This window comes from Leisingera sp. XS_AS12 (assembly GCF_041224635.1).
Taxonomy (GTDB): Bacteria; Pseudomonadota; Alphaproteobacteria; order Rhodobacterales; family Rhodobacteraceae; genus Leisingera.
On sequence record NZ_JBGFGM010000067.1, the window covers coordinates 19,893 to 38,235 of the forward strand.

Below are 18,343 nucleotides of genomic sequence, written 5' to 3' on the forward strand. Positions count from 1 at the left end.
TTTTTCATATGCAGCGGGGTTTGCCGCTGCCCGGCCTCGTTCAGGCCAAAAGGGTGCGGCAATTTAGCCTGCAGGGCAGGGAGAGGGTCAACAGCTTTTTGACCAAATGGTGCGAAATAGCGGGCTGAACCGCAAAGTGGCCTAACGTAAAGCCTTGCGCATCAGCAGCGCGTCGACAGCTTGCGCGCCCGGACGCGGGTAATATTCCCGCCTCAGGCCGCACTCCGCGAATCCCGCGCTGAGATATAGCGACTGTGCCGGAGCATTGTCGGCGGCGACCTCAAGGAACACCTCCGTCACGTCACACAACCGCAGCTCGACCTCCGCGCGGGACAGGCAGGCCCGCGCCAGTCCCTGGCGCTGGTGGTCCGGGTGGGTGGCAATGGTCAGCAGTTCCGCCTCGTCCGCGATCACGCGAAACAGGGCAAAGCAGCGCTCGTCGCCGGCCACAAGGGACAGGGGGCTGCTCAACAGCTCCGCGAATTCACCGGGTGTCCAGGGACGCGATTGGGTGAAGGCGGCCGCATGGGTCGCGGCCATCTGTGACGGGTTTGGTGCGTCAGTCATCGAGCAGGGTCGGCGCTACGTCACTCGAGGGCGCGGCGTCCGCGGCCCGCAGGTAAAGTGGCGCGGGGGGCTCGGTGGCGGTGGCAAAGCGTACGGAGGCGATGCGCGCAATGGCTTCCGCGATCCCGGGGGGGCTCGCCTCGGGCGCAAACGCCAGACCGGCACCGCGGGCGGCGTCCTCGGCCTCCTGGCGCGGCATCAGACGCGGCGCCTCGCCGGGCAGGGCGGCATAGACCTGGTCACGGGGGGCAGGCACCGCGGGCAGGCTGCCGTCCGCCTTGCGGGCCTCAAAGCCGTTGACGCCCACCGCCGGGATGTCCAGCCCGAGGGCCAGCCCACGGGCTGCGGATACGGCTATGCGGATCCCGGTGAAATTGCCCGGCCCGATGCCGACTCCCAGCGCGTCGAGGTCTTCCCAGCTGGCATCGGCCTCGGACAGCACCTCTTGCAGCAGCGGCATCAGTCGTTCGGCCTGGCCGCGGGTCATCTCTTCCAGGCGGGTGGTCAGCACCTCGTCGCCGCGCAGCAAAGCGGCCGCGCAATGCGCGGCCGATGTGTCAAATCCCAGAACCAGTGGTTCAGAGGTCATGCAATGTCCTTTCGCAGCCGTCACACGGCAACCGGGCGCACCTCGGTGACTTCCGGGATGTAATGGCGCAGCAGGTTCTCGATGCCCATCTTCAGCGTCAGGGTCGAGGAGGGGCAACCTGCGCAGGCACCCTGCATGTGCAGGTAGACAACGCCGCGATCAAAGCCGTGGAAGGTGATGTCGCCGCCGTCCTGGGCAACTGCGGGGCGGACGCGGCTGTCCAGCAGTTCCTTGATCTGGTTGACGATCTCGGCATCTTCGCCCGAGTGTTCCGCGTGGCCCGAGGCCGGATCGGACGAGCCATCGGCCATCACCGGCTGACCGGATTGGAAGTGCTCCATCACCGCGCCGAGGATGGCGGGCTTGATGTGGTCCCAATCGACGCTGTCTTCCTTGGTCACGGTGACGAAGTCATTGCCAAAGAATACGCCGGTCACGCCGTCCACGGCGAAAATGCGGGCAGCCAGGGGGGATTTCTCGGCGGCCTCGGCACTGGCAAAGTCTGCGGTGCCGACCTCGAGAACTGTCTGACCCGGCAGGAATTTCAGCGTCGCCGGGTTGGGCGTGGATTCGGTCTGAATGAACATGGCGGGTCTCCGTTAAGCGTGTTCCCGATATGCGCCTTGCGCCCCGGCAAGTCAAGATTTGGAACCATTCTAAATTGCCGGGGCTCGGCAGAGCAATGGCAATGGGAGCGGGGCGCAGCGCGGTGGTGTTCGGTCGCGTCGGGTGTCAGGTGATGGCTTCCAGCCGTTCCTTGGACAGATCGCCCGGAACGATGGTGATCGGCACCGGCAGCGTGCCCGAGTTCTTGGTCAGCTGGGTGACCAGCGGTCCCGGTCCCTTGCGCCCGATGCCCGCGCCCAGCACCAGCACGCCGATTTCTGGATCGCCCTCGATATAGTCGAGGATTTCAGGCACTGGCTCGCCTTCGCGGATCACCAGCTCGGGGTCGACATTCTGGCGGTCACGCATCCACTTGGCGAAAACCTCGAAGTGCGCGTGAATGCGTTCGCGGGCCTCTTCACGCATGACCTCGCCGACACCGATCCAGTGGTTGAATTCATCCGGCGGGATCACCGACAGGATGGTCACACCGCCGCCGGTGTGCGCAGCCCGCATCGCGGCAAAGCGCATCGCGTTCAGACATTCGCGGCTGTCGTCCAGTACCACCAGGAATTTGCGCATCTCGCCTCACGTGTTGTTGCGTCGGGATCATGGCGCAAGCAGGCCGATCAGGCAATAGAGCTGCTGCCGCGCTGTCATTTCTGCCCTGCTGCCCAATCCCAGTAGAGCGCGCGGACGCGTTTGGTCACCGGGCCGATCTCATAGGTGCAATCGTCGAACGCGGTGACCGGGGTCACTTTGGCCATGTTGCCGGACAGAAAGACCTCATCCGCGGTTTCGAAGTCTTCGTAGGTCAGCACGCATTCGGTCACGGTCATTCCATCGGCGCGCATGTTGGCGATATGGCGGGCGCGGGTGATGCCGGCCAGGAAGGTGCCGTTGGGTATCGGCGTGAACACGACGCCATCGCGGACCAAGAAGACGTTGCTGGTGGCGGTTTCGGCAACATTGCCCATGGCATCCAGTGCCAAGGCATTCGTAAAGCCCTTGCTGCGGGCCTCGCGCAGCATGCGGGCGTTGTTGGGATAGAGGCATCCGGCCTTGGCATTCACCACCGCGTCTTCCAGCACCGGCCGACGGAAACGGGTGCGGGTCAGCGTGGCAGAGGCGTCGGCGGCGGGCATCGGGATCTCTTCCAGGCTGACGGCGAATTGCGTGCTGTCCGCGTCCGGAGCAATCAGCGTCGCATCACCATCGGTGGCCCAGTACATCGGCCGCACGTAGACGGCTGCGTCCGCGGCAAACCCTTTGAGCCCGTCGCGGATCAGTTCGGCCATTTCAGCCGCCTGCACGGTCGGTTCCATCATCAACGCAAGGGCCGAGGCATTGGTGCGGGCGCAATGCAGGTCCAGGTCCGGTGTGACGCCATCAAAGAAGCGGGCGCCGTCAAACACCGAGGAGCCCAGCCACATCCCATGGTCCGCGGCCCGCATCACGGCGACATCGCCGTCGTACCAGGTGCCATTGAAATAGGTCCGGATTTTTCTGCCTGCGGCCATCGATCTGTCCTTTCGCTTGGTGGCGGAACGCTAGGCAGGAATGGGTCAGAGGTCCATACCCTTTTCCGCCTCCAGCAGCGCCTCGAGATCAAGCGGCCCGTTGACCATCGCCAGTTCGCCATCGGCGGTCCGCGGCCACTCCGTTGCCGGGCGGTCCCGGTAGAGTTCGACACCGTTGCCGTCCGGGTCGCGGATGTAGAGCGCTTCTGAAACGCCATGGTCGGCGGCGCCCTCCAGCGGGATGTTGGCCGCCAGGACCCGACGCAGCACCGCACCGAGGCTGGGGCGGTCCGGTAGCAGGATTGCGGTATGGTATAGCCCCGTGGTGCCCGGAGCCGGTTGCGCCCCGCCGCGCGAGTGCCAGGTGTTCAGGCCAATGTGGTGATGATAGCCGCCTGCCGAGAGGAAAGCCGCGGACTCGCCGATCCGCTGGGTGACATCGAACCCCAGAACGCCGCTGTAGAAGCCGATTGCACGCTCAAGGTCGGAGACCTTCAGGTGAACATGGCCGATGCAGGTGCCTTGGGGGAGGGATGTGGAACCAGTGCTCATGTTCGTCTCCTTGAGGTGCTTTGCCGCCGCGCGGTCTGTCCCTTTGATTATGGCGACAGTCAGGGCCGGTGCCAGTCCACAGGGGCGCACCATTCCCCTGTGCGGTTGCACACTGTCACAGGGATCGTGAGCGCGCGCCGACAGGCGCGCCGCGCCCAAGCGGACCAGCGCATGGTAATGCGTGCAAGGACGGGCGGGAGTGCCGGCTGCGCGTTCTGCTTGTCTCGAAGACGCAGCCGGGCTCAGCCTGCTGGCGCCAGCCCGGCTTTTGTCAGGATGGAAGTCGCCTGTTGCTGCCAGCGGGTCTTCAACTCGGCGTTTGGCGTGCGGCGCAGCCCCATCGCTTTCAGCCCTTCGAACTTGTCCGAGGCTTCCTGCCCGAAGCTGGCCGCGACCCGTGGCCACCAATAGTCAACCAAGTCTTGCAGGGGCTCGGTTCCGGTTGATTCCACGAGTTTCATCAGCCCTTCTTCGGCCAGTTCCGCGTGGCGGGTCTCCGCTGGCAGGATCGTGCGGAAGGCCTCGGCCAAGGGCTGATAGGAGACATGGCTCAGCTCCTCCAGCTGGAGGGTCACGGCGCGGCCCATCAACATGTTCATCACGACCGCATCGGCCCAGCCTTGCAGCGGGTAGTTGAAGACCGCCAGCCGCATGTCGTGTTGGCTTCGGCTCTGTCCGATGTCGGCATCACGTGCCAGCCGGGCGGTCCAGGGATGGTGATCGGCATAGCGCGCCGTGTCCGCACCGAATTCCCCCATCAGGCGCAACACCCGGTCCGCATGCGCGGTTTTTTCCAGCACGATACGGGCCGCGGCGATGCGGGCCTGGATGCCGGGACCCTGGTTGATGATATCAGCAAAACCTGCGGCACCGGCCAGCTCGCTGTCGACGAAGGTTGCCATCAGCTTCAGCAGCTCTGCCCGGTAGCGGGGCGGGACGTTGGCCGGGGTGGTCAACACGCCCCCGCGGGCCAGGTAGGTTTCGATGCTCATATCTTCAGCCACGGCTGATCCTCCCCAAAACGGTTGCTACTGGTCGTAGTCCACCACCACTGTATCCGTCACCGGGTAGGCCTGGCAGCTCAGCACATACCCTTTTTCGACCTCGTAATCCTCAAGCGCGTGATTGGCGACCATCTCCACCTCGCCCTCCAAAACCTTGCAGCGGCAGGTGGAGCAGACGCCCGCCTTGCAAGCGTAGGGCGCGTCCATGGCGTTTTCCAGAGCGGCGTCCAGCAGCGTCACGTCCTTGCCCATCAGTATGGTCTGGGTGGCCCCGTCGAGCGTGATGGCCGCCTTGGTCTGATTGGCGCTTGTGCCGGCTTCTGCGGCGCCCGCCTTGCGCTTGGCGCGGCCCGGCTGGGCAGAGGCGAAAAGTTCAAACTTTATCTGGCTGTCCTCCAGCCCGGCCGTGCGCAGGGCTGCGGCGATGCCGAGCATCATCGGTTCTGGGCCACAGATGAAGGCGGTGTCGACGGACGTGATGTCGATCCAATGCTCAAAGAGCTGGGCGCATTTCTCCTCGGTCACGAGACCGGTGAATAGGTCAATGTCCTGAGCGTCGGATTCCAGCACGTGGATGACGTTCAGTCGCCCCATGTGGATGTTCTTCAGATCCTCCAGTTCCTCGCGGAACATGATCGTGTTCACGCCCTTGTTGGCGTAGACCAGCGTGAAGGAGGACTTGGGCTCTGTTGCCAGCGTCGTCTTGAGGAGCGAGAGGACGGGCGTGATGCCGGAGCCGCCCGCGAAGCCGAGATAGTGTTTTTCAGCCTTCGGATCGAGCGGCGTGTGAAAGGTGCCCATCGGCGACATCGCCTGCAGGGTATCGCCGACTTTCAGCTCGGTGTTGGCCCAGGTTGAAAAGGCGCCGCCGTCGACGCGCTTGATGCCGACCTGCAGGATGCCCTCGTCCTTGCCGGCACAGATGGAATAGCTGCGGCGCAGCTCCTCGCCGTCGAAGTCCCGCCGGAAGGTCAGATATTGGCCTTGGGTGAAATCGAACGCAGTGGCCGCCTCCGGCGAGGGTTTCAGGGTGACCACCACCGCATCGCGAATGGTCTTGCGGACATCGGTGACTTCAAGGTCGTGAAAGCGCGCCATCAGGGTCTCCTCAGATGCACTTGAAATAATCAAAAGGTTCGAGGCAGTCCTGGCAGCGCCAGTGGGCCTTGCAGGGGGTCGAGCCGAACTGGCTGACCTTGGTGATATGTCGGCTGCCGCAATGCGGGCATTTTTCCGGGCCGCCCGCGGGCTGGGGCGGGGCGATGCCGTAGGCCTCGAGCTTGGCGCGGCCTTTGTCCGACAGCCAATCGGTGGTCCAGGCGGGCGAGATCTGGGTGTTCAGCTTCAAATCCCCGATGCCGCGGGCCTTGAGGGCGGTTTCGATATCCATCTGGATCACCGCGGTGGCCGGGCAGCCGGAATAGGTGGGTGTAACGGTGACGACCAGCGTGTCGTCCTGCCACTCGACGCCGCGGATGACGCCAAGGTCGACAAGGGAAATCACCGGGATCTCCGGGTCCGGCACCGCGTCCAGCCACTCCCAGACCTGGTCCAGGCTGGGCTTCTCGGCTGGCTTTTCGGCAAGTTGGCTCATGCGGAAATCCTCATTGGCTGTTTCGCCCGGACGCTAGGCCGGGCAGCTCCCGACCTCCCCCACGGGAGGGGGGCTTTACCCCCCACCCGAGGCCGGGGGCTGCCCTTAGTTCTTGTACCGTGACGTTACCACTTGGCGCCGGGGTAGGCGCGTTGCAGCCATTGCATCTGGGTCAGGAGATGGCCTAGGTGCTCGGTGTGCATCTGGCCGGTGCGGCCGCCTTTCTGGGCAAAGCGGCTCTCCGGGATGGTAAGCGTAGCCTCTGCCAGAACGTCGCAGACGCGGCTATCGTATGCGTCGCGCAAGGTCGCCGGATCCGGCGCGATTCCTGCCTGCTCCATCGCGGCGTCGATCTCGTCGGAGAGGAACATTTCGCCGACGTAGGGCCAGAGGTAATCCAGCGCCGCCTGCATGCGGTTGTGGCTTTCCTCGGTGCCGTCCCCAAGGGAAATCACCGTCTCGGCGGACCGCTCAAAGTGGTAGGCAACTTCTTTCGAAGCCTTCTCCGCAATCGCGGCCACCCGCTCGTCCGAGGAGCTTTTCAGCTGCTCCAGCATCAGTCCATGCCAGGCGTCGAACAGGAACTGGCGCATCAGCGTCTGGCCGAAGTCACCGTTGGGCATCTCGACCAGCAGCAGGTTGCGGAAGTCCCAGGCATCGCGCAGAAACGCGAGATCGTCTGCGGATTTCCCCTCGCCCTGCACATCTGCTGCTACCTCCAACCACATCTGGGTCTGGCCGATCAGGTCGAGAGCGATGTTGGCCAGTGCGATGTCTTCCTCCAGCACCGGCGCGTGCCCGCACCATTCGCTGACCCGGTGACCGAGGATCAGCGTGTTGTCTCCCATGCGCAGCAGGAACTGCACAAAGGCTTCTTGCTGGGTGAGGGCGGGCTGAGCTTTGGCGGCGGCGGCAGTCATTACATCGCCCCCACTTCGTCAGGAATGTCAAAGAAAGTCGGGTGACGGTAAACCTTGCTTTCCGACGGCTCGTAAAGAGGACCCTTGTCGCTGGGTGAGGAGGCGGTGATCGCCGCGGCTTCGACAACCCAGATCGACACACCTTCGTTACGGCGGGTGTAGACGTCGCGGGCGTTCTTGATTGCCATCTCGGCGTCGGGCGCGTGCAGGGAGCCGACGTGGCGGTGGCTCATGCCGTGCTGGCCGCGGATGAAGACTTCCCACAGGGGCCATTCGTTTTTCATATCTCTAATCCTCTTGGCTGAGGGGGCGCCGCGGGCGCTGGAAGGTTCGAAAGTTACTCGGCCGCGTGCTTGCGCGCGGCCTTTTTGCGGGCATGTGCGAGCATGCCGTCGCGCACCCACTGGCCATCCTTCCAGGCCTTGTTGCGGGCGGCGAGACGGTCGGCATTGCACGGGCCATTGCCCTTGATCACGTCAAAGAACTCGTTCCAGTCCGGGTCGGTGAAATCATAGTGTCCGCGCTCCTCGTTCCATTTCAGGTCCGGGTCCGGAATGGTCAGCCCCAGGTATTCCGCTTGCGGCACGGTCTGGTCGACGAACTTCTGACGCAGCTCGTCGTTGGTGTTCATCTTGATCTTCCATTTCATCGACTGCGCGGAATGCACCGAGTCCTTGTCGGAGGGACCGAACATCATCAGTGACGGGTACCACAGCCGGTTCAGCGCATCCTGCGCCATCTTCTTTTGCTCCGGCGTGCCCTCGGCCATTCTGCGAATGACATCGTAGCCCTGGCGCTGGTGAAAGCTTTCTTCCTTGCAGACGCGGATCATAGCGCGGGAGTACGGGCCGTAGGAGGTCCGCTGCAACGGCACCTGGTTCATGATCGCCGCACCGTCCACCAGCCAGCCGACCGCGCCGATGTCGGCCCAGTTCAGCGTCGGGTAGTTGAAGATCGAGGAATACTTCATGCGCCCGTCGAGCAGCATTTCCGTCATCTCGTCGCGGCTGATGCCCAGCGTTTCCGCGGCACAGTAGAGGTAGAGCCCGTGGCCTGCCTCATCCTGCACCTTGGCCAGCAGGATCGCCTTGCGCTCCAGCGTCGGCGCGCGGGTGATCCAGTTGCCTTCGGGCAGCTGGCCGACGATCTCGGAGTGCGCGTGCTGGCCGATCTGGCGGATCAGCGTCTTGCGGTAGCCCTCGGGCATCCAGTCCTTGGGCTCGATCTTCTCACCCGCGTCGATGCGGGCCTGAAAGGCGGCCAGCTTCTCCGGATCGTCCTGGGTCGCTTCGGATTTGATCATCTGAGCATACATGTCTGGGACCTCCTGCGGGGTAGATTACACGCGTTCGAGGATCAGGGCTGTTCCCTGACCGACGCCGACGCACATGGTGCAGAGCGCATAGCGCCCGCCGCTGCGCTGCAGCTGATAGGCGGCGGTCAGCACCAGCCGCGCGCCGGACATGCCGAGCGGGTGGCCAAGTGCGATGGCGCCGCCATTAGGGTTAACATGGGGCGCATCGTCCGGAAGGCCAAGTTCGCGCAGGGTGGCAAGGCCCTGGCTGGCGAAGGCCTCGTTCAGTTCGATCACGTCCATCTGTTCGATGGTGAGGCCGGTGCGGGCCAGAACCTTGCGGGTGGCGGGCACCGGGCCAATGCCCATGATGCGCGGCTCGACCCCTGCGGCGGCCATGCCGACGATGCGGGCCATCGGCTTCAGGCCGTTCTTCGCAGCCGCAGCCTCATTCGCCATCAGGATCGCGGCGGCGCCGTCATTGACGCCGGAGGCGTTTCCTGCCGTCACGCTCTTGTCCGGGCCGTTGACGCCCTTGAGACCCGCCAGCTTCTCCGCTGTGGTGCCGGGGCGGGGGTGTTCGTCGGTGTCGATCACCAGGTCCTCGCCCTTGCGCTGGGGAATGGTGACCGGGGTGATCTCGTCCTTGAAAATGCCAGCCTCATGCGCGGCAGCCCATCGGGCCTGGCTGCGGGCGGCAAAGGCGTCCTGATCCTCGCGGGAGACGCCGTAGTCTTCGGCAACGTTGTCGGCGGTCTGCGGCATGGAATCGGTGCCATACATGTCATGCATGCGCTTGTTCACGAAGCGCCAGCCGATGGTCGTGTCGTAGACCGCATTGGCACGGGTAAAGGCTGCGGTGGCCTTGGGCATCACGAAGGGCGCGCGCGACATGCTTTCAACGCCGCCGGCGATGGCCATGTCATAGTCACCCGCCTTGATCCCGCGCGAGGCCATGCCGACCGCATCCATGCCCGAGGCACAGAGACGGTTGATCGTGGTGCCCGGCACCGTGGTGGGAAGGCCCGCCAGCAGGGCCGCCATGCGTGCGACGTTGCGGTTGCTTTCGCCGGCCTGATTGGCGTCGCCCAGGATCACGTCGTCCAGACTGCCCCAGTCCACATCCGGGTTGCGCGCTGCAAGAGCGGCAATCGGCAGGGCGGCCAGGTCGTCAGTGCGTATCTGGCTGAGCGCACCGCCGTAGCGGCCGATCGGGGTGCGGGTGGCGTCGCAGATGAAAGCATCCATGGGTGTTCGCGTCTCCTGTGGTGCTGGCGGGAATTCCCCGACCGTAGGGTCGGTGATACGCCGAATGATGATTCGCAGCAAGTTAAATGTAACGCAATTAGGTGATGGTGGAAAATTCTGTAACAAGTGGGCAGGCGCATCGCGGCTAGCCAGCGTCCACAAACTGAAAGACCTGATTGGGGTATTTTTGACCGTCGATCTGAAAATGGGTCATGCCAGCGCGACAGAACCCGTGCCGCAGGTAGAATTCGATTGCAGGATGGTTTTCAGCGTTCGTGGCCAGCCAGGGCGCGTCCCAGTGCAAACTGCGCCTCTGCTCCAGCCCGGCGTGGAGCAAGCGTCGACCGATACCGCTCCCTTGGTGGCGTGGCTGAACATACAGCGTCGAGATCTCGGTGCAGGACACGCCGCCGGTGGGGTGCGCGCGGTTGTGGCTCAGCCGAATGTAGCCATCAATTCCCTGCTGGTTCTGCGACACCAGAATTCGTTCCTGGGGATCTTGTAGCGCGGCCTCGAAGTGCAATCGGGTGAAATGGTCGAGGACGAAGTCGGCAAAAGCCGCTGCAACGCCTTGGCGCAGGTAGGTTCCCAACCAGACTTCGATTGAAAGCGCGGCGAGGCAGGAACAATCGTCCAGAGTGGCGGGGCGGATGCGGGACCTGGTTGCGTTCATTATGGCTCCGTGGGCGAGGGGGAAATGCGCAATCGTTTCGTCAGGGCTGAACGCGGGTCAAGGGTCTTGGCGCCCCTGAAGGGATCTTCCGACGCCAGGCTGGCTGGCTCCTCGTTTCCGCACTGACGCTCGCCGGGGTGGGGGCGTAAATGTTCTTTGGGGTTTCTTTTCCGGCCGTCGTCGGCTCTTCTTGCCGCGGAAAGCTGAATGGCACGCTTGGGCAATGCGTTTCAAAAGTTTCACTTCTGCCTGAAACTTGTTACAAGTTGCCAGGTGCCCTCCGGTTGCCAAAGGATATCGGGGCTAGGCGCAGAGTGTTCTGCGTGGCCCAATCAGACGTAAGCTGCGCTGCGCCGCAAGCAGCGCCGAAGGGGAGAAGACAGCCGCATGAGTGAAGCCATTTTATATGAGCGTGAGGGCAGCATCGCTGTCCTGAAAGCGCAGAACCCGCCCGTGAACGCCTTGGGCGTCGAGGTGCGTAAGGGGCTGCTCGCGGGCATCGAACGGGCCGAGCAAGAGGGCGCCAAGGCGGTGCTGATCTACGGCGAGGGTCGCACCTATTTCGCGGGCGCCGACATCCGCGAGTTCGGCAAGCCGCCTCAGGAGCCGAGCCTGCCGGATCTGTGCAACCGGATCGAAGCCTCGCCGCTGCTGGTGGTCTCTTCCATGCATGGCACTGCGCTGGGCGGCGGGCTGGAGGTGGCGTTGTCCTCGCATTACCGGGTGGCGGTGCCGTCCGCCAAGATGGGCTTGCCGGAGGTGAACCTCGGCATCCTGCCCGGTGCCGGCGGCACCCAGCGGCTGCCGCGACTGGCGGGAACCGAAGCGGCGCTGGAGATGATCACCTCGGGGCGTCACGTCAGCGCCGCCGAAGCGCTGGAGAAGGGCATCGTCGACCGGGTGGTGGACGGCGATCCGCGTGAGATCGGCCTGTCCTATGCCCGCGAACTGTTGGAAAAAGGGGCCGCGCGCCGGGCGGTGGGCGAGATGCCTGCGCCTGAGGCGGTGGACTTTGATGCGGCCTATGCGGCAGTGCTGAAGAAGGGCCGCGGCCAGCTGTCGCCCGCGACCGCGGTACGGGCGGTTCAGGCTGCGGCCGAGGCGGGTAGTTTCGAAGAAGGGCTGAAGCGCGAGCGCGCGCTGTTCATGGAGCTGATGGACTCGGATCAGCGCCAGGGCCTGATCCACGCCTTCTTTGCCGAGCGAGCGGTCAGCAAATTGCCGGAACTAGAGGGCGTCAGCCCGCGCGACGTCGCATCGGTCGGGGTGATCGGCGGCGGCACCATGGGGGCGGGCATTGCCACCGCCGTCCTGCTGGCCGGTTTGCCGGTGGTGTTGATCGAGATGACAGAGGACGCGGTGGCGGCAGCGCGCGGCCGGATCGAAGGCAACCTGCGCGGCGCGCTGAAGCGCGGCAAGATCAGCGAGGCGCAGTTCTCCGAGCTGACCGGCGCGGCGCTGACGGTGTCCACCGATTACACGGCACTGGCGCAGGTGGACCTGGTGGTCGAGGCGGTGTTCGAGGACATGGACGTGAAACGCGAGGTCTTTGGCAAACTGGACTCCCATTGCAAACCGGGGGCGGTGTTGGCGACCAACACGTCCTATCTGGATGTGGATGAGATCGCGGCGGCGACTTCCCGCCCGCAGGATGTGATCGGTCTGCATTTCTTCTCTCCTGCGCATGTGATGAAGCTCCTCGAGGTCGTGGTGGCAGAGAAAACCGCGCCGGAGGTGCTGGCCACCGGCTTTGCCCTTGGCAAGCGGTTGAAGAAAGTCGCCGTGCGCTCGGGCATCTGTGACGGCTTCATCGGTAACCGCATCATGAACGCTTATCGCAAGGCGGCGGAATATGTGGTTCTGGACGGTGCCTCGCCCTACCAGGTGGACGAGGTGGTGCGCGGTTTCGGCTTCCCGATGGGGCCGTTCGAGATGGGGGATCTGGCGGGGCTCGATATCAATTGGGCGGCCCGCAAGCGCCGCGCGCCGACCCGCGATCCACGCGAACGTGTGCCGCGCTTTTACGAGATGCTCTGTGAAGGCGGCGACTTCGGACAGAAGACCGGCAAGGGGTTCTACATCTACGAGGCAGGTCAGCGTGGTGGCGTGCCCAACCCGGAGGTGGCCGAACTGATTGCCAGGGATCAGGCGCAGCAGGGCGTGACCCCGCGCGAGTTCAGCGATGCCGAGGTGCTGCGGCGCTACATGTGTGCCATGGTGAACGAGGCCGCCAAGGTGGTGGGAGAAGGCATAGCCCGCCGCCCGCTGGACGTGGATATGGTCATGCTGTTTGGCTATGGGTTCCCGCGCTTCTGGGGTGGCCCGCTGAAATGGGCGGACCTGCAGGGGCTGGACGGGATCCTCGCGGACATCCGGGCCTATGCAGCAGAGGATGACTTCTTCTGGCAGCCTGCGCCGCTGCTGGAGCAGCTGGTCGCCGACGGCCGCCGGTTTGACGATCTGAACAAGGCCGACTGACACCGGAAGCGCCGCCCTCGTCGGTGGCGCGCCCTTCCGGCCCGTCGAGGGCCATCAGGCCGCGGCCCGGCTACGCCGTGCCAGGCGCGCTGAGGCCGATGTTAAATGCAAAAGCGCCGCGCGAAACGCGCGGCGCTGGGCCTAACAAGGCAAACAAGACAAGCGTGTCACATCCCGGGATGGCCGAGGGGCAGGCCCCTAGCGATTGGCGCAAGTGCCCCGGTCTGGCGCTCAGGCCCAGGTGCCTTGGGTCGAGCTGCGGATCTTGCGGATGTTTTCGCCGTAGACGTCAGGGTTGTCGACCGAACCGCCCTTGAACACGGCCGAGCCCGCGACAAGCACATCTGCGCCAGCCTCGGCCACCAGCGGAGCAGTGGTGGGGTCAACGCCGCCATCAATCTCGATATGTACCGGGCGGTCGCCGATCATGCTGCGCAGGCGGCGGACCTTGGCGGTCATGTCGAGAAACTTCTGGCCGCCGAAACCGGGGTTCACCGTCATCACGCAGACCAGGTCAGTCAGGTCCAGAAGGTGTTCAACCGCCTCGGCCGGGGTGCCGGGGTTCAAGGCGACGCCAGCCTTCATGCCAGCTGCGCGGATTGCCTGCAGGGTGCGGTGAATGTGCGGACCAGCCTCGACATGGGCGGTCAGCACGTCGGCGCCTGCATCGGCATAGGCATCGATGTAGGGGTCCACCGGCGCAATCATCAGGTGCACATCCATCACCGTCTTCACATGCGGGCGGAACGCCTTCACCGCCTGCGGGCCGAAGGTGAGGTTCGGGACGAAGTGCCCGTCCATCACATCCACATGCACCCAGTCGGCGCCTTGGGCTTCGATGGCCTGGATCTCCTGCCCGAAGTTGGCGAAATCGGCGGAGAGGATCGAGGGGGCGATCTTGATGGAACGGTCAAAGGACATCTGGCAGCTTCCTTCAGCAGCAAAGATAGAGGCAGTTTCTGGCCGTATAGCGGGTCTGGCGGGCTGAGGACAGGGGCAGTTTGCATCCACACCATCTGCGCAGGGCACCTTCACCTAATGGATGCGGGCGGGTGGCGTTACAAAACTTTCACGGCTGTGACACATGAGCTTTGAGCAGCGAGGCTAGGCAGTCCCGGAAAGAAAAGGGAGCGCCGCCGTGCTGCGCATTGACAGACTTACGAAACGTTTCGGCGACAAGACTGCGGTCGAGGCCGCGACGCTGGATATCGACAAACCCTGCATGATCGGGATCATCGGCCGCTCCGGCGCCGGCAAGTCCACATTGCTGCGGATGATCAACCGGCTGGGCGACGCCAGCGAAGGCCGCATCCTGTTTGAGGGTCGTGACATTACCCGATTGAAGGGCAAGGAAAAACGTGCCTGGCAGTCCGAATGCGCGATGATCTTCCAGCAGTTCAACCTGGTACCGCGGATGGACGTGGTGTCCAACGTGCTGCACGGGACGCTGAACCGCCGCAACGTGATGGCGACGCTGTTCAACCTGTACCCGATGGCAGACATCCACAAGGCGATCGATATCCTGGACCGTCTGGGCATCGCCGAACACGCCGCCAAGCGGGCCGAGGCGCTGTCGGGCGGCCAGCAGCAGCGGGTGGCGATTGCCCGGGCATTGATGCAGGACCCCAAGATCATCCTGGCGGATGAACCGATTGCCTCGCTGGATCCGATGAATGCCCAGACCGTGATGGAGGCACTGCGCCGCATCCACGAGGAAGACGGCCGCACCGTCATTGCCAACCTGCACACGCTGGATACCGCGCGTCGCTATTGCGACCGGGTGGTGGGCATGCGCGATGGTCGCATCGTTTTTGACGGTCTGCCCGAGCAGCTGACCACCGGCGTTGCCCGCGAGATCTACGGCGCCGGAGAGGAGTTCTCGGAGGCCGCGACCTCGACCGAAATCGAAACGCTGGAAAAGACGGACGCGCTGCGTGCCGTGGTTCCCGCCTAATAACCCCCTGACCGTATTCGTCAAACCGGCAGTTTGCCTGTCGGGGAGATCATTTGGAGAGACGTAAAATGAAGAAGATTATTGCTGCCGTACTGGCCTCCACCGCCCTGACCGCCCCGGTCGCGGCCGAAGGAATCACCGAATTCCGCATTGGCCTGCTGGGCGGTGAAAACGCCCAGGACCGTCTGAACAACAACGAATGCCTGCGCAAATACGCGGAAGAAGAACTGGGTGTCGAAACCAAGCTGTTTGCCCCCGCCGACTATAACGGTGTGATCCAGGGGCTGCTCGGCGGTACCATCGACATGGCCTGGCTGGGCGTTTCGGGCTATGCCAAAACCTATCTGTCCGACCCGGAGGCGGTCGAGCCGGTGCTCGTCAAGGTGAACACCGATGGCGGCTACGGTTACTACTCGGTCGGCTTTGCCCGCAAGGACAGCGGCATTACCTCGCTTGAGGACCTGAAGGGCAAAACCTTCGGTTTCGGTGACCCGAACTCCACCTCCGGCTACCTGATCCCCTCGATCGAGATTCCGCAGAAGATCAACGCCAGCATGGAATCCGGCGACTACTTCGGTGAGGTGAAATTCACCGGTGGTCACGAGCAGACCATCGTTGCGGTTGCCAATGGTGACGTTGACGGTGGCGTGACCTGGGCCGACGGTCTGGGCGAATGGGAAGATGGCTACAAGTCCGGCGCTCTGCGCCGTGCGGTGGATGCCGGCCTGGTCGACATGAACGACATGGTCGAGATCTGGAAATCGGCGCCGATCCCGGAAGGCCCGGTGGTGCTGCGCAAGGCACTGCCTGCGGACGTAAAGGAAAAGATGACCGCGCTGATGGCGGGCCTGGCTGAAAAGGACCGTGACTGCTTCTATGGCGTTGCCGCCGGCGAAGCCCGCGCATTCGAGCCGATCACCCACGAGGCCTATGAGGTCATCATCGAAGCGCGCAAGCTGAAATCCAAGTAATTTCAGAGAGTAAATTCTCGATCACAGTCTGCGGGGTTCGGGTCGTCCCGGACCCCGCAATTTCCATGAAGGCACGCTGATGCGTCGCCTCAGCAAGACCAGGACCCTTAAATGGCAGATCTGACGGCAGCCCGGCCGACGCTGGACGAGATCCGGGAACAATACACGGACCATACTCGGCGCAAGCGCCTGTATGGCGGCATTCTACTTGCGGTATTCGTGGCCATGATGGTGGCGGGTTTCCGCACCGCTGATGATCGCAACGCCGGCTCCTTTGGTGAAGGGTTCACCCGTATCTTCGACTACCCGGCCGAGGTGCTTGCAGAAGCTGCTGAGAAGGCCGCGCAGCTTCCGGGCCATGTGGTGCATTTCTTCCCGGCGCTGGTGGAGACCCTGAACATTGCCGCGGCGTCGACCCTCGTGGGGGCGGTTCTCGGTACCTTGCTGTCCATGCTGGCCACCCGCGGCATGGCCCCTTGGCCTGCGCTGATCCCGCTGTTCCGGCGCATCAGCGACATCTGCCGCGCCATCCCCGAGATCGTCATCGCGCTGGTGCTGATCTTTGTGCTGGGCGGCGGGCCGGTGCCTGCGATGATCGCCATTGCCATCCACACCGCCGGGGCATTGGGCAAACTGTTTTCCGAGGTAAACGAAAATGCCTCGCTGAAGCCGGTGGAGGGGCTGACCTCTGTCGGGGCCAGCTGGGCGCAGCGGATGGCGCTGGGGGTGCTGCCGCAGGTGGGGCCGAACTATGTGAGCTATGCGCTGCTGCGTTTCGAGATCAACATCCGCGCCTCGGCGATCCTGGGCTTCGTCGGTGCCGGTGGTATCGGCTACGAGCTGAAGAACGCCATGTCCTGGGGGCAGGGGCGCTACGATGAAGCCGCTGCGATCTTCCTTCTGTTGTTTGTCACCATCGTGGCCGTGGATCAGCTGTCCGGCCTGCTGCGTGACCGTCTGACCCATGGAGCGAAGGCATGACCACCTTTGACACCAATCTGACACCGGCCGAGCTGAAGCAGGAAACGGCGCAGCTGTTCCTGAAGAAGCGCCTGCTGAGCTTTGTGCTGCCAGCTGCGGTTCTGGCCTACATGGCATATGTCTTTGTCGCTTTCGACGTGGCGGGACTGTGGCAGCGTGCCAGCCTTGAAAACGCGCGCACCCTGGTCAGCGACAGCTACAGCTACAAGACCCATGTCACACGCGACAATCGCAGCGGTGCGGTATCCGTCGCCATCGAGGGCGAGCGTAAGGGCGCCTACCCCGAAGGCACCGCGCCGGACTGGGTGTCGCTGGGAGAGACCACGGTGATCGACCTCGAAGACGGCCACCGCGTCACCTTTGGTCCTGAAACAATTGAATATGCGATACCGGGTTACGGCACCGTGCGCGCCACCCCCAGCCGCAGCGCCGGGGTGCAGGCGGAACTGCCCGCAGGCGAAGTGCCCGAGTGGATCAACAGCTCCAAGAACCGGCTGGCGATCACCACCGATGCTGGCCGCCTGACAGTGACCCGCAACCGGGCCGAGGTGTTCCGCTATTTCACCGGTTGGGAGCTGTTCTTCTTCACCCTCGACAGCCCCTATTATGGCCTTGGGGTTGGCGAGCTGTTGCAGCGCGCCGCCGGTGGCGAGGCGGGGGCGATCCTGCACGACGTCTGGACCAACAAGATGTGGCGTCATCAGGACGTGGCCTGGGCGATTGCGGAAACGCTGCTGATGGCCTTCCTGGGCACCTTCGGCGCTGGGCTGATCGCGCTGCCGCTGGCCTTTGCCGCGACCCGCAACTTCATGCCTTTTGCGCCGCTTCGCTTTGCCATGCGCCGCCTGTTCGACTTCGTCCGCGGCGTGGATTCACTGATCTGGACGGTGGTCCTCGCCCGTGCCTTTGGCCCCGGACCGCTGACCGGCGCGCTGGCGATCCTGGTGACGGACACCGGTACCTTCGGCAAGATCTTTTCCGAGGCGCTGGAAAACGTCGATGAAAAGCAGATCGAAGGCGTGGCCTCGACCGGGGCGAAACCGGCGCAGCGCTACCGTTTCGGGGTGATCCCCCAGATCACGCCGGTGCTGCTGAGCCAGCTGCTGTACTTCCTCGAATCCAACACCCGCTCTGCCACCATCATCGGCGCGATCACCGGTGGCGGCATCGGTCTGCTGCTGACCCAGGCGATCATCACCCAGAAGGACTGGGAGGAGGTGGCCTACTACATCACCCTCATCATCCTGATGGTGATGCTGATGGACTGGATCTCCGGCTGGTTGCGGCGGCGGCTGATCACTGGCGAGACCGGTTCTTCCAAGCGCAAAGCGCGCGCGGGCAAGGCGATGCTGCTGCCCTGATCGGGGCGGCGGCACAGACACCACAGATAAG

20 protein-coding genes are annotated in these 18,343 nt (G+C 64.0%); 5 read left to right on the top strand and 15 right to left on the bottom strand.

What is annotated here, in order from left to right:
- Positions 1–141: 141 nt before the first annotated feature.
- From AB9K35_RS03820 to AB9K35_RS03885, 14 genes are all read right to left on the bottom strand, one after another.
- Entirely contained in the window at positions 142–567 is a 426-nt protein-coding gene (locus tag AB9K35_RS03820; RefSeq protein ID WP_369924580.1) for a GNAT family N-acetyltransferase, read from the bottom strand.
- Entirely contained in the window at positions 560–1,156 is a 597-nt protein-coding gene (gene tsaB / locus AB9K35_RS03825; RefSeq protein ID WP_222456259.1) for a tRNA (adenosine(37)-N6)-threonylcarbamoyltransferase complex dimerization subunit type 1 TsaB, read from the bottom strand. Before tsaB ends, AB9K35_RS03820 begins: the two co-directional genes overlap by 8 nt.
- A gap of 20 nt (positions 1,157–1,176) precedes the next feature.
- Positions 1,177–1,743 carry a NifU family protein gene (locus AB9K35_RS03830; protein ID WP_369924581.1) on the bottom strand — a complete coding sequence of 189 codons (567 nt, stop codon included), beginning with the start codon at positions 1,741–1,743 and terminating at the stop codon, positions 1,177–1,179.
- A gap of 145 nt (positions 1,744–1,888) precedes the next feature.
- Positions 1,889–2,344 (bottom strand): universal stress protein, encoded by a 456-nt coding sequence (locus AB9K35_RS03835; RefSeq protein WP_222456257.1) that lies wholly within the window; start codon positions 2,342–2,344, stop codon positions 1,889–1,891.
- Between the two features lie 74 nt (positions 2,345–2,418).
- The gene (locus AB9K35_RS03840; RefSeq protein WP_369924582.1) at positions 2,419–3,282 is read right to left on the bottom strand and encodes a branched-chain amino acid aminotransferase; all 864 of its coding nucleotides are present in this window, start codon (positions 3,280–3,282) and stop codon (positions 2,419–2,421) included.
- Positions 3,283–3,327: 45 nt separating this feature from the next.
- Positions 3,328–3,834, bottom strand: a complete 507-nt coding sequence (locus AB9K35_RS03845) for a VOC family protein (RefSeq protein WP_369924583.1) — start codon at positions 3,832–3,834, stop codon at positions 3,328–3,330.
- Positions 3,835–4,076: 242 nt separating this feature from the next.
- Positions 4,077–4,838: a Phenylacetic acid catabolic protein gene (locus tag AB9K35_RS03850; protein WP_369924584.1), complete on the bottom strand. Its 762-nt coding sequence runs from the start codon at positions 4,836–4,838 to the stop codon at positions 4,077–4,079.
- A 24-nt stretch (positions 4,839–4,862) separates the two neighbouring features.
- A complete protein-coding gene (gene paaE / locus AB9K35_RS03855) occupies positions 4,863–5,936 on the bottom strand; it encodes a 1,2-phenylacetyl-CoA epoxidase subunit PaaE (protein WP_369924585.1) in 1,074 nt (357 codons plus the stop codon).
- 10 nt (positions 5,937–5,946) lie between these two features.
- Positions 5,947–6,432: a 1,2-phenylacetyl-CoA epoxidase subunit PaaD gene (gene paaD, locus AB9K35_RS03860; RefSeq protein WP_369924586.1), complete on the bottom strand. Its 486-nt coding sequence runs from the start codon at positions 6,430–6,432 to the stop codon at positions 5,947–5,949.
- Positions 6,433–6,557: 125 nt separating this feature from the next.
- The gene (paaC, locus tag AB9K35_RS03865; RefSeq protein ID WP_369924587.1) at positions 6,558–7,352 is read right to left on the bottom strand and encodes a 1,2-phenylacetyl-CoA epoxidase subunit PaaC; all 795 of its coding nucleotides are present in this window, start codon (positions 7,350–7,352) and stop codon (positions 6,558–6,560) included.
- The gene (gene paaB / locus AB9K35_RS03870; protein WP_222456250.1) at positions 7,352–7,636 is read right to left on the bottom strand and encodes a 1,2-phenylacetyl-CoA epoxidase subunit PaaB; all 285 of its coding nucleotides are present in this window, start codon (positions 7,634–7,636) and stop codon (positions 7,352–7,354) included. The genes paaC and paaB overlap by 1 nt, the downstream gene beginning before the upstream one ends.
- A 53-nt stretch (positions 7,637–7,689) precedes the next feature.
- The gene (gene paaA / locus AB9K35_RS03875; RefSeq protein WP_369924588.1) at positions 7,690–8,667 is read right to left on the bottom strand and encodes a 1,2-phenylacetyl-CoA epoxidase subunit PaaA; all 978 of its coding nucleotides are present in this window, start codon (positions 8,665–8,667) and stop codon (positions 7,690–7,692) included.
- Between the two features lie 24 nt (positions 8,668–8,691).
- Complete coding sequence (pcaF, locus tag AB9K35_RS03880) at positions 8,692–9,894, bottom strand: 3-oxoadipyl-CoA thiolase (RefSeq protein ID WP_369924589.1); 1,203 nt, start codon at positions 9,892–9,894, stop codon at positions 8,692–8,694.
- A gap of 145 nt (positions 9,895–10,039) precedes the next feature.
- On the bottom strand, positions 10,040–10,567 hold the full coding sequence (locus tag AB9K35_RS03885) for an N-acetyltransferase family protein (RefSeq protein WP_369924590.1): 528 nt from the start codon (positions 10,565–10,567) through the stop codon (positions 10,040–10,042).
- Between the two features lie 387 nt (positions 10,568–10,954).
- On the opposite strand from AB9K35_RS03885, the gene AB9K35_RS03890 reads away from it, so the two are divergent.
- Positions 10,955–13,045, top strand: coding sequence for a 3-hydroxyacyl-CoA dehydrogenase NAD-binding domain-containing protein (locus AB9K35_RS03890; protein WP_369924591.1), 2,091 nt, complete (start codon positions 10,955–10,957; stop codon positions 13,043–13,045).
- Between the two features lie 231 nt (positions 13,046–13,276).
- Here the strand turns inward: AB9K35_RS03890 and rpe are convergent, their stop codons facing one another.
- Complete coding sequence (gene rpe / locus AB9K35_RS03895) at positions 13,277–13,966, bottom strand: ribulose-phosphate 3-epimerase (protein ID WP_222456247.1); 690 nt, start codon at positions 13,964–13,966, stop codon at positions 13,277–13,279.
- A 217-nt stretch (positions 13,967–14,183) separates the two neighbouring features.
- Here rpe and phnC point away from each other — a divergent pair, with 217 nt between their 5' ends.
- The 4 genes from phnC to phnE (AB9K35_RS03915) all read left to right on the top strand — a co-directional run bounded on the left by phnC (position 14,184) and on the right by phnE (AB9K35_RS03915) (position 18,312).
- Positions 14,184–14,999, top strand: a complete 816-nt coding sequence (phnC, locus tag AB9K35_RS03900) for a phosphonate ABC transporter ATP-binding protein (protein WP_369924592.1) — start codon at positions 14,184–14,186, stop codon at positions 14,997–14,999.
- Positions 15,000–15,067: 68 nt separating this feature from the next.
- Positions 15,068–15,970: a phosphonate ABC transporter substrate-binding protein gene (gene phnD, locus AB9K35_RS03905; RefSeq protein ID WP_369924593.1), complete on the top strand. Its 903-nt coding sequence runs from the start codon at positions 15,068–15,070 to the stop codon at positions 15,968–15,970.
- A 111-nt stretch (positions 15,971–16,081) separates the two neighbouring features.
- On the top strand, positions 16,082–16,951 hold the full coding sequence (gene phnE / locus AB9K35_RS03910) for a phosphonate ABC transporter, permease protein PhnE (RefSeq protein WP_369924594.1): 870 nt from the start codon (positions 16,082–16,084) through the stop codon (positions 16,949–16,951).
- Positions 16,948–18,312: a phosphonate ABC transporter, permease protein PhnE gene (gene phnE, locus AB9K35_RS03915; protein ID WP_369924595.1), complete on the top strand. Its 1,365-nt coding sequence runs from the start codon at positions 16,948–16,950 to the stop codon at positions 18,310–18,312. Before phnE (AB9K35_RS03910) ends, phnE (AB9K35_RS03915) begins: the two co-directional genes overlap by 4 nt.
- The last annotated feature ends 31 nt before the right edge of the window (positions 18,313–18,343 follow it).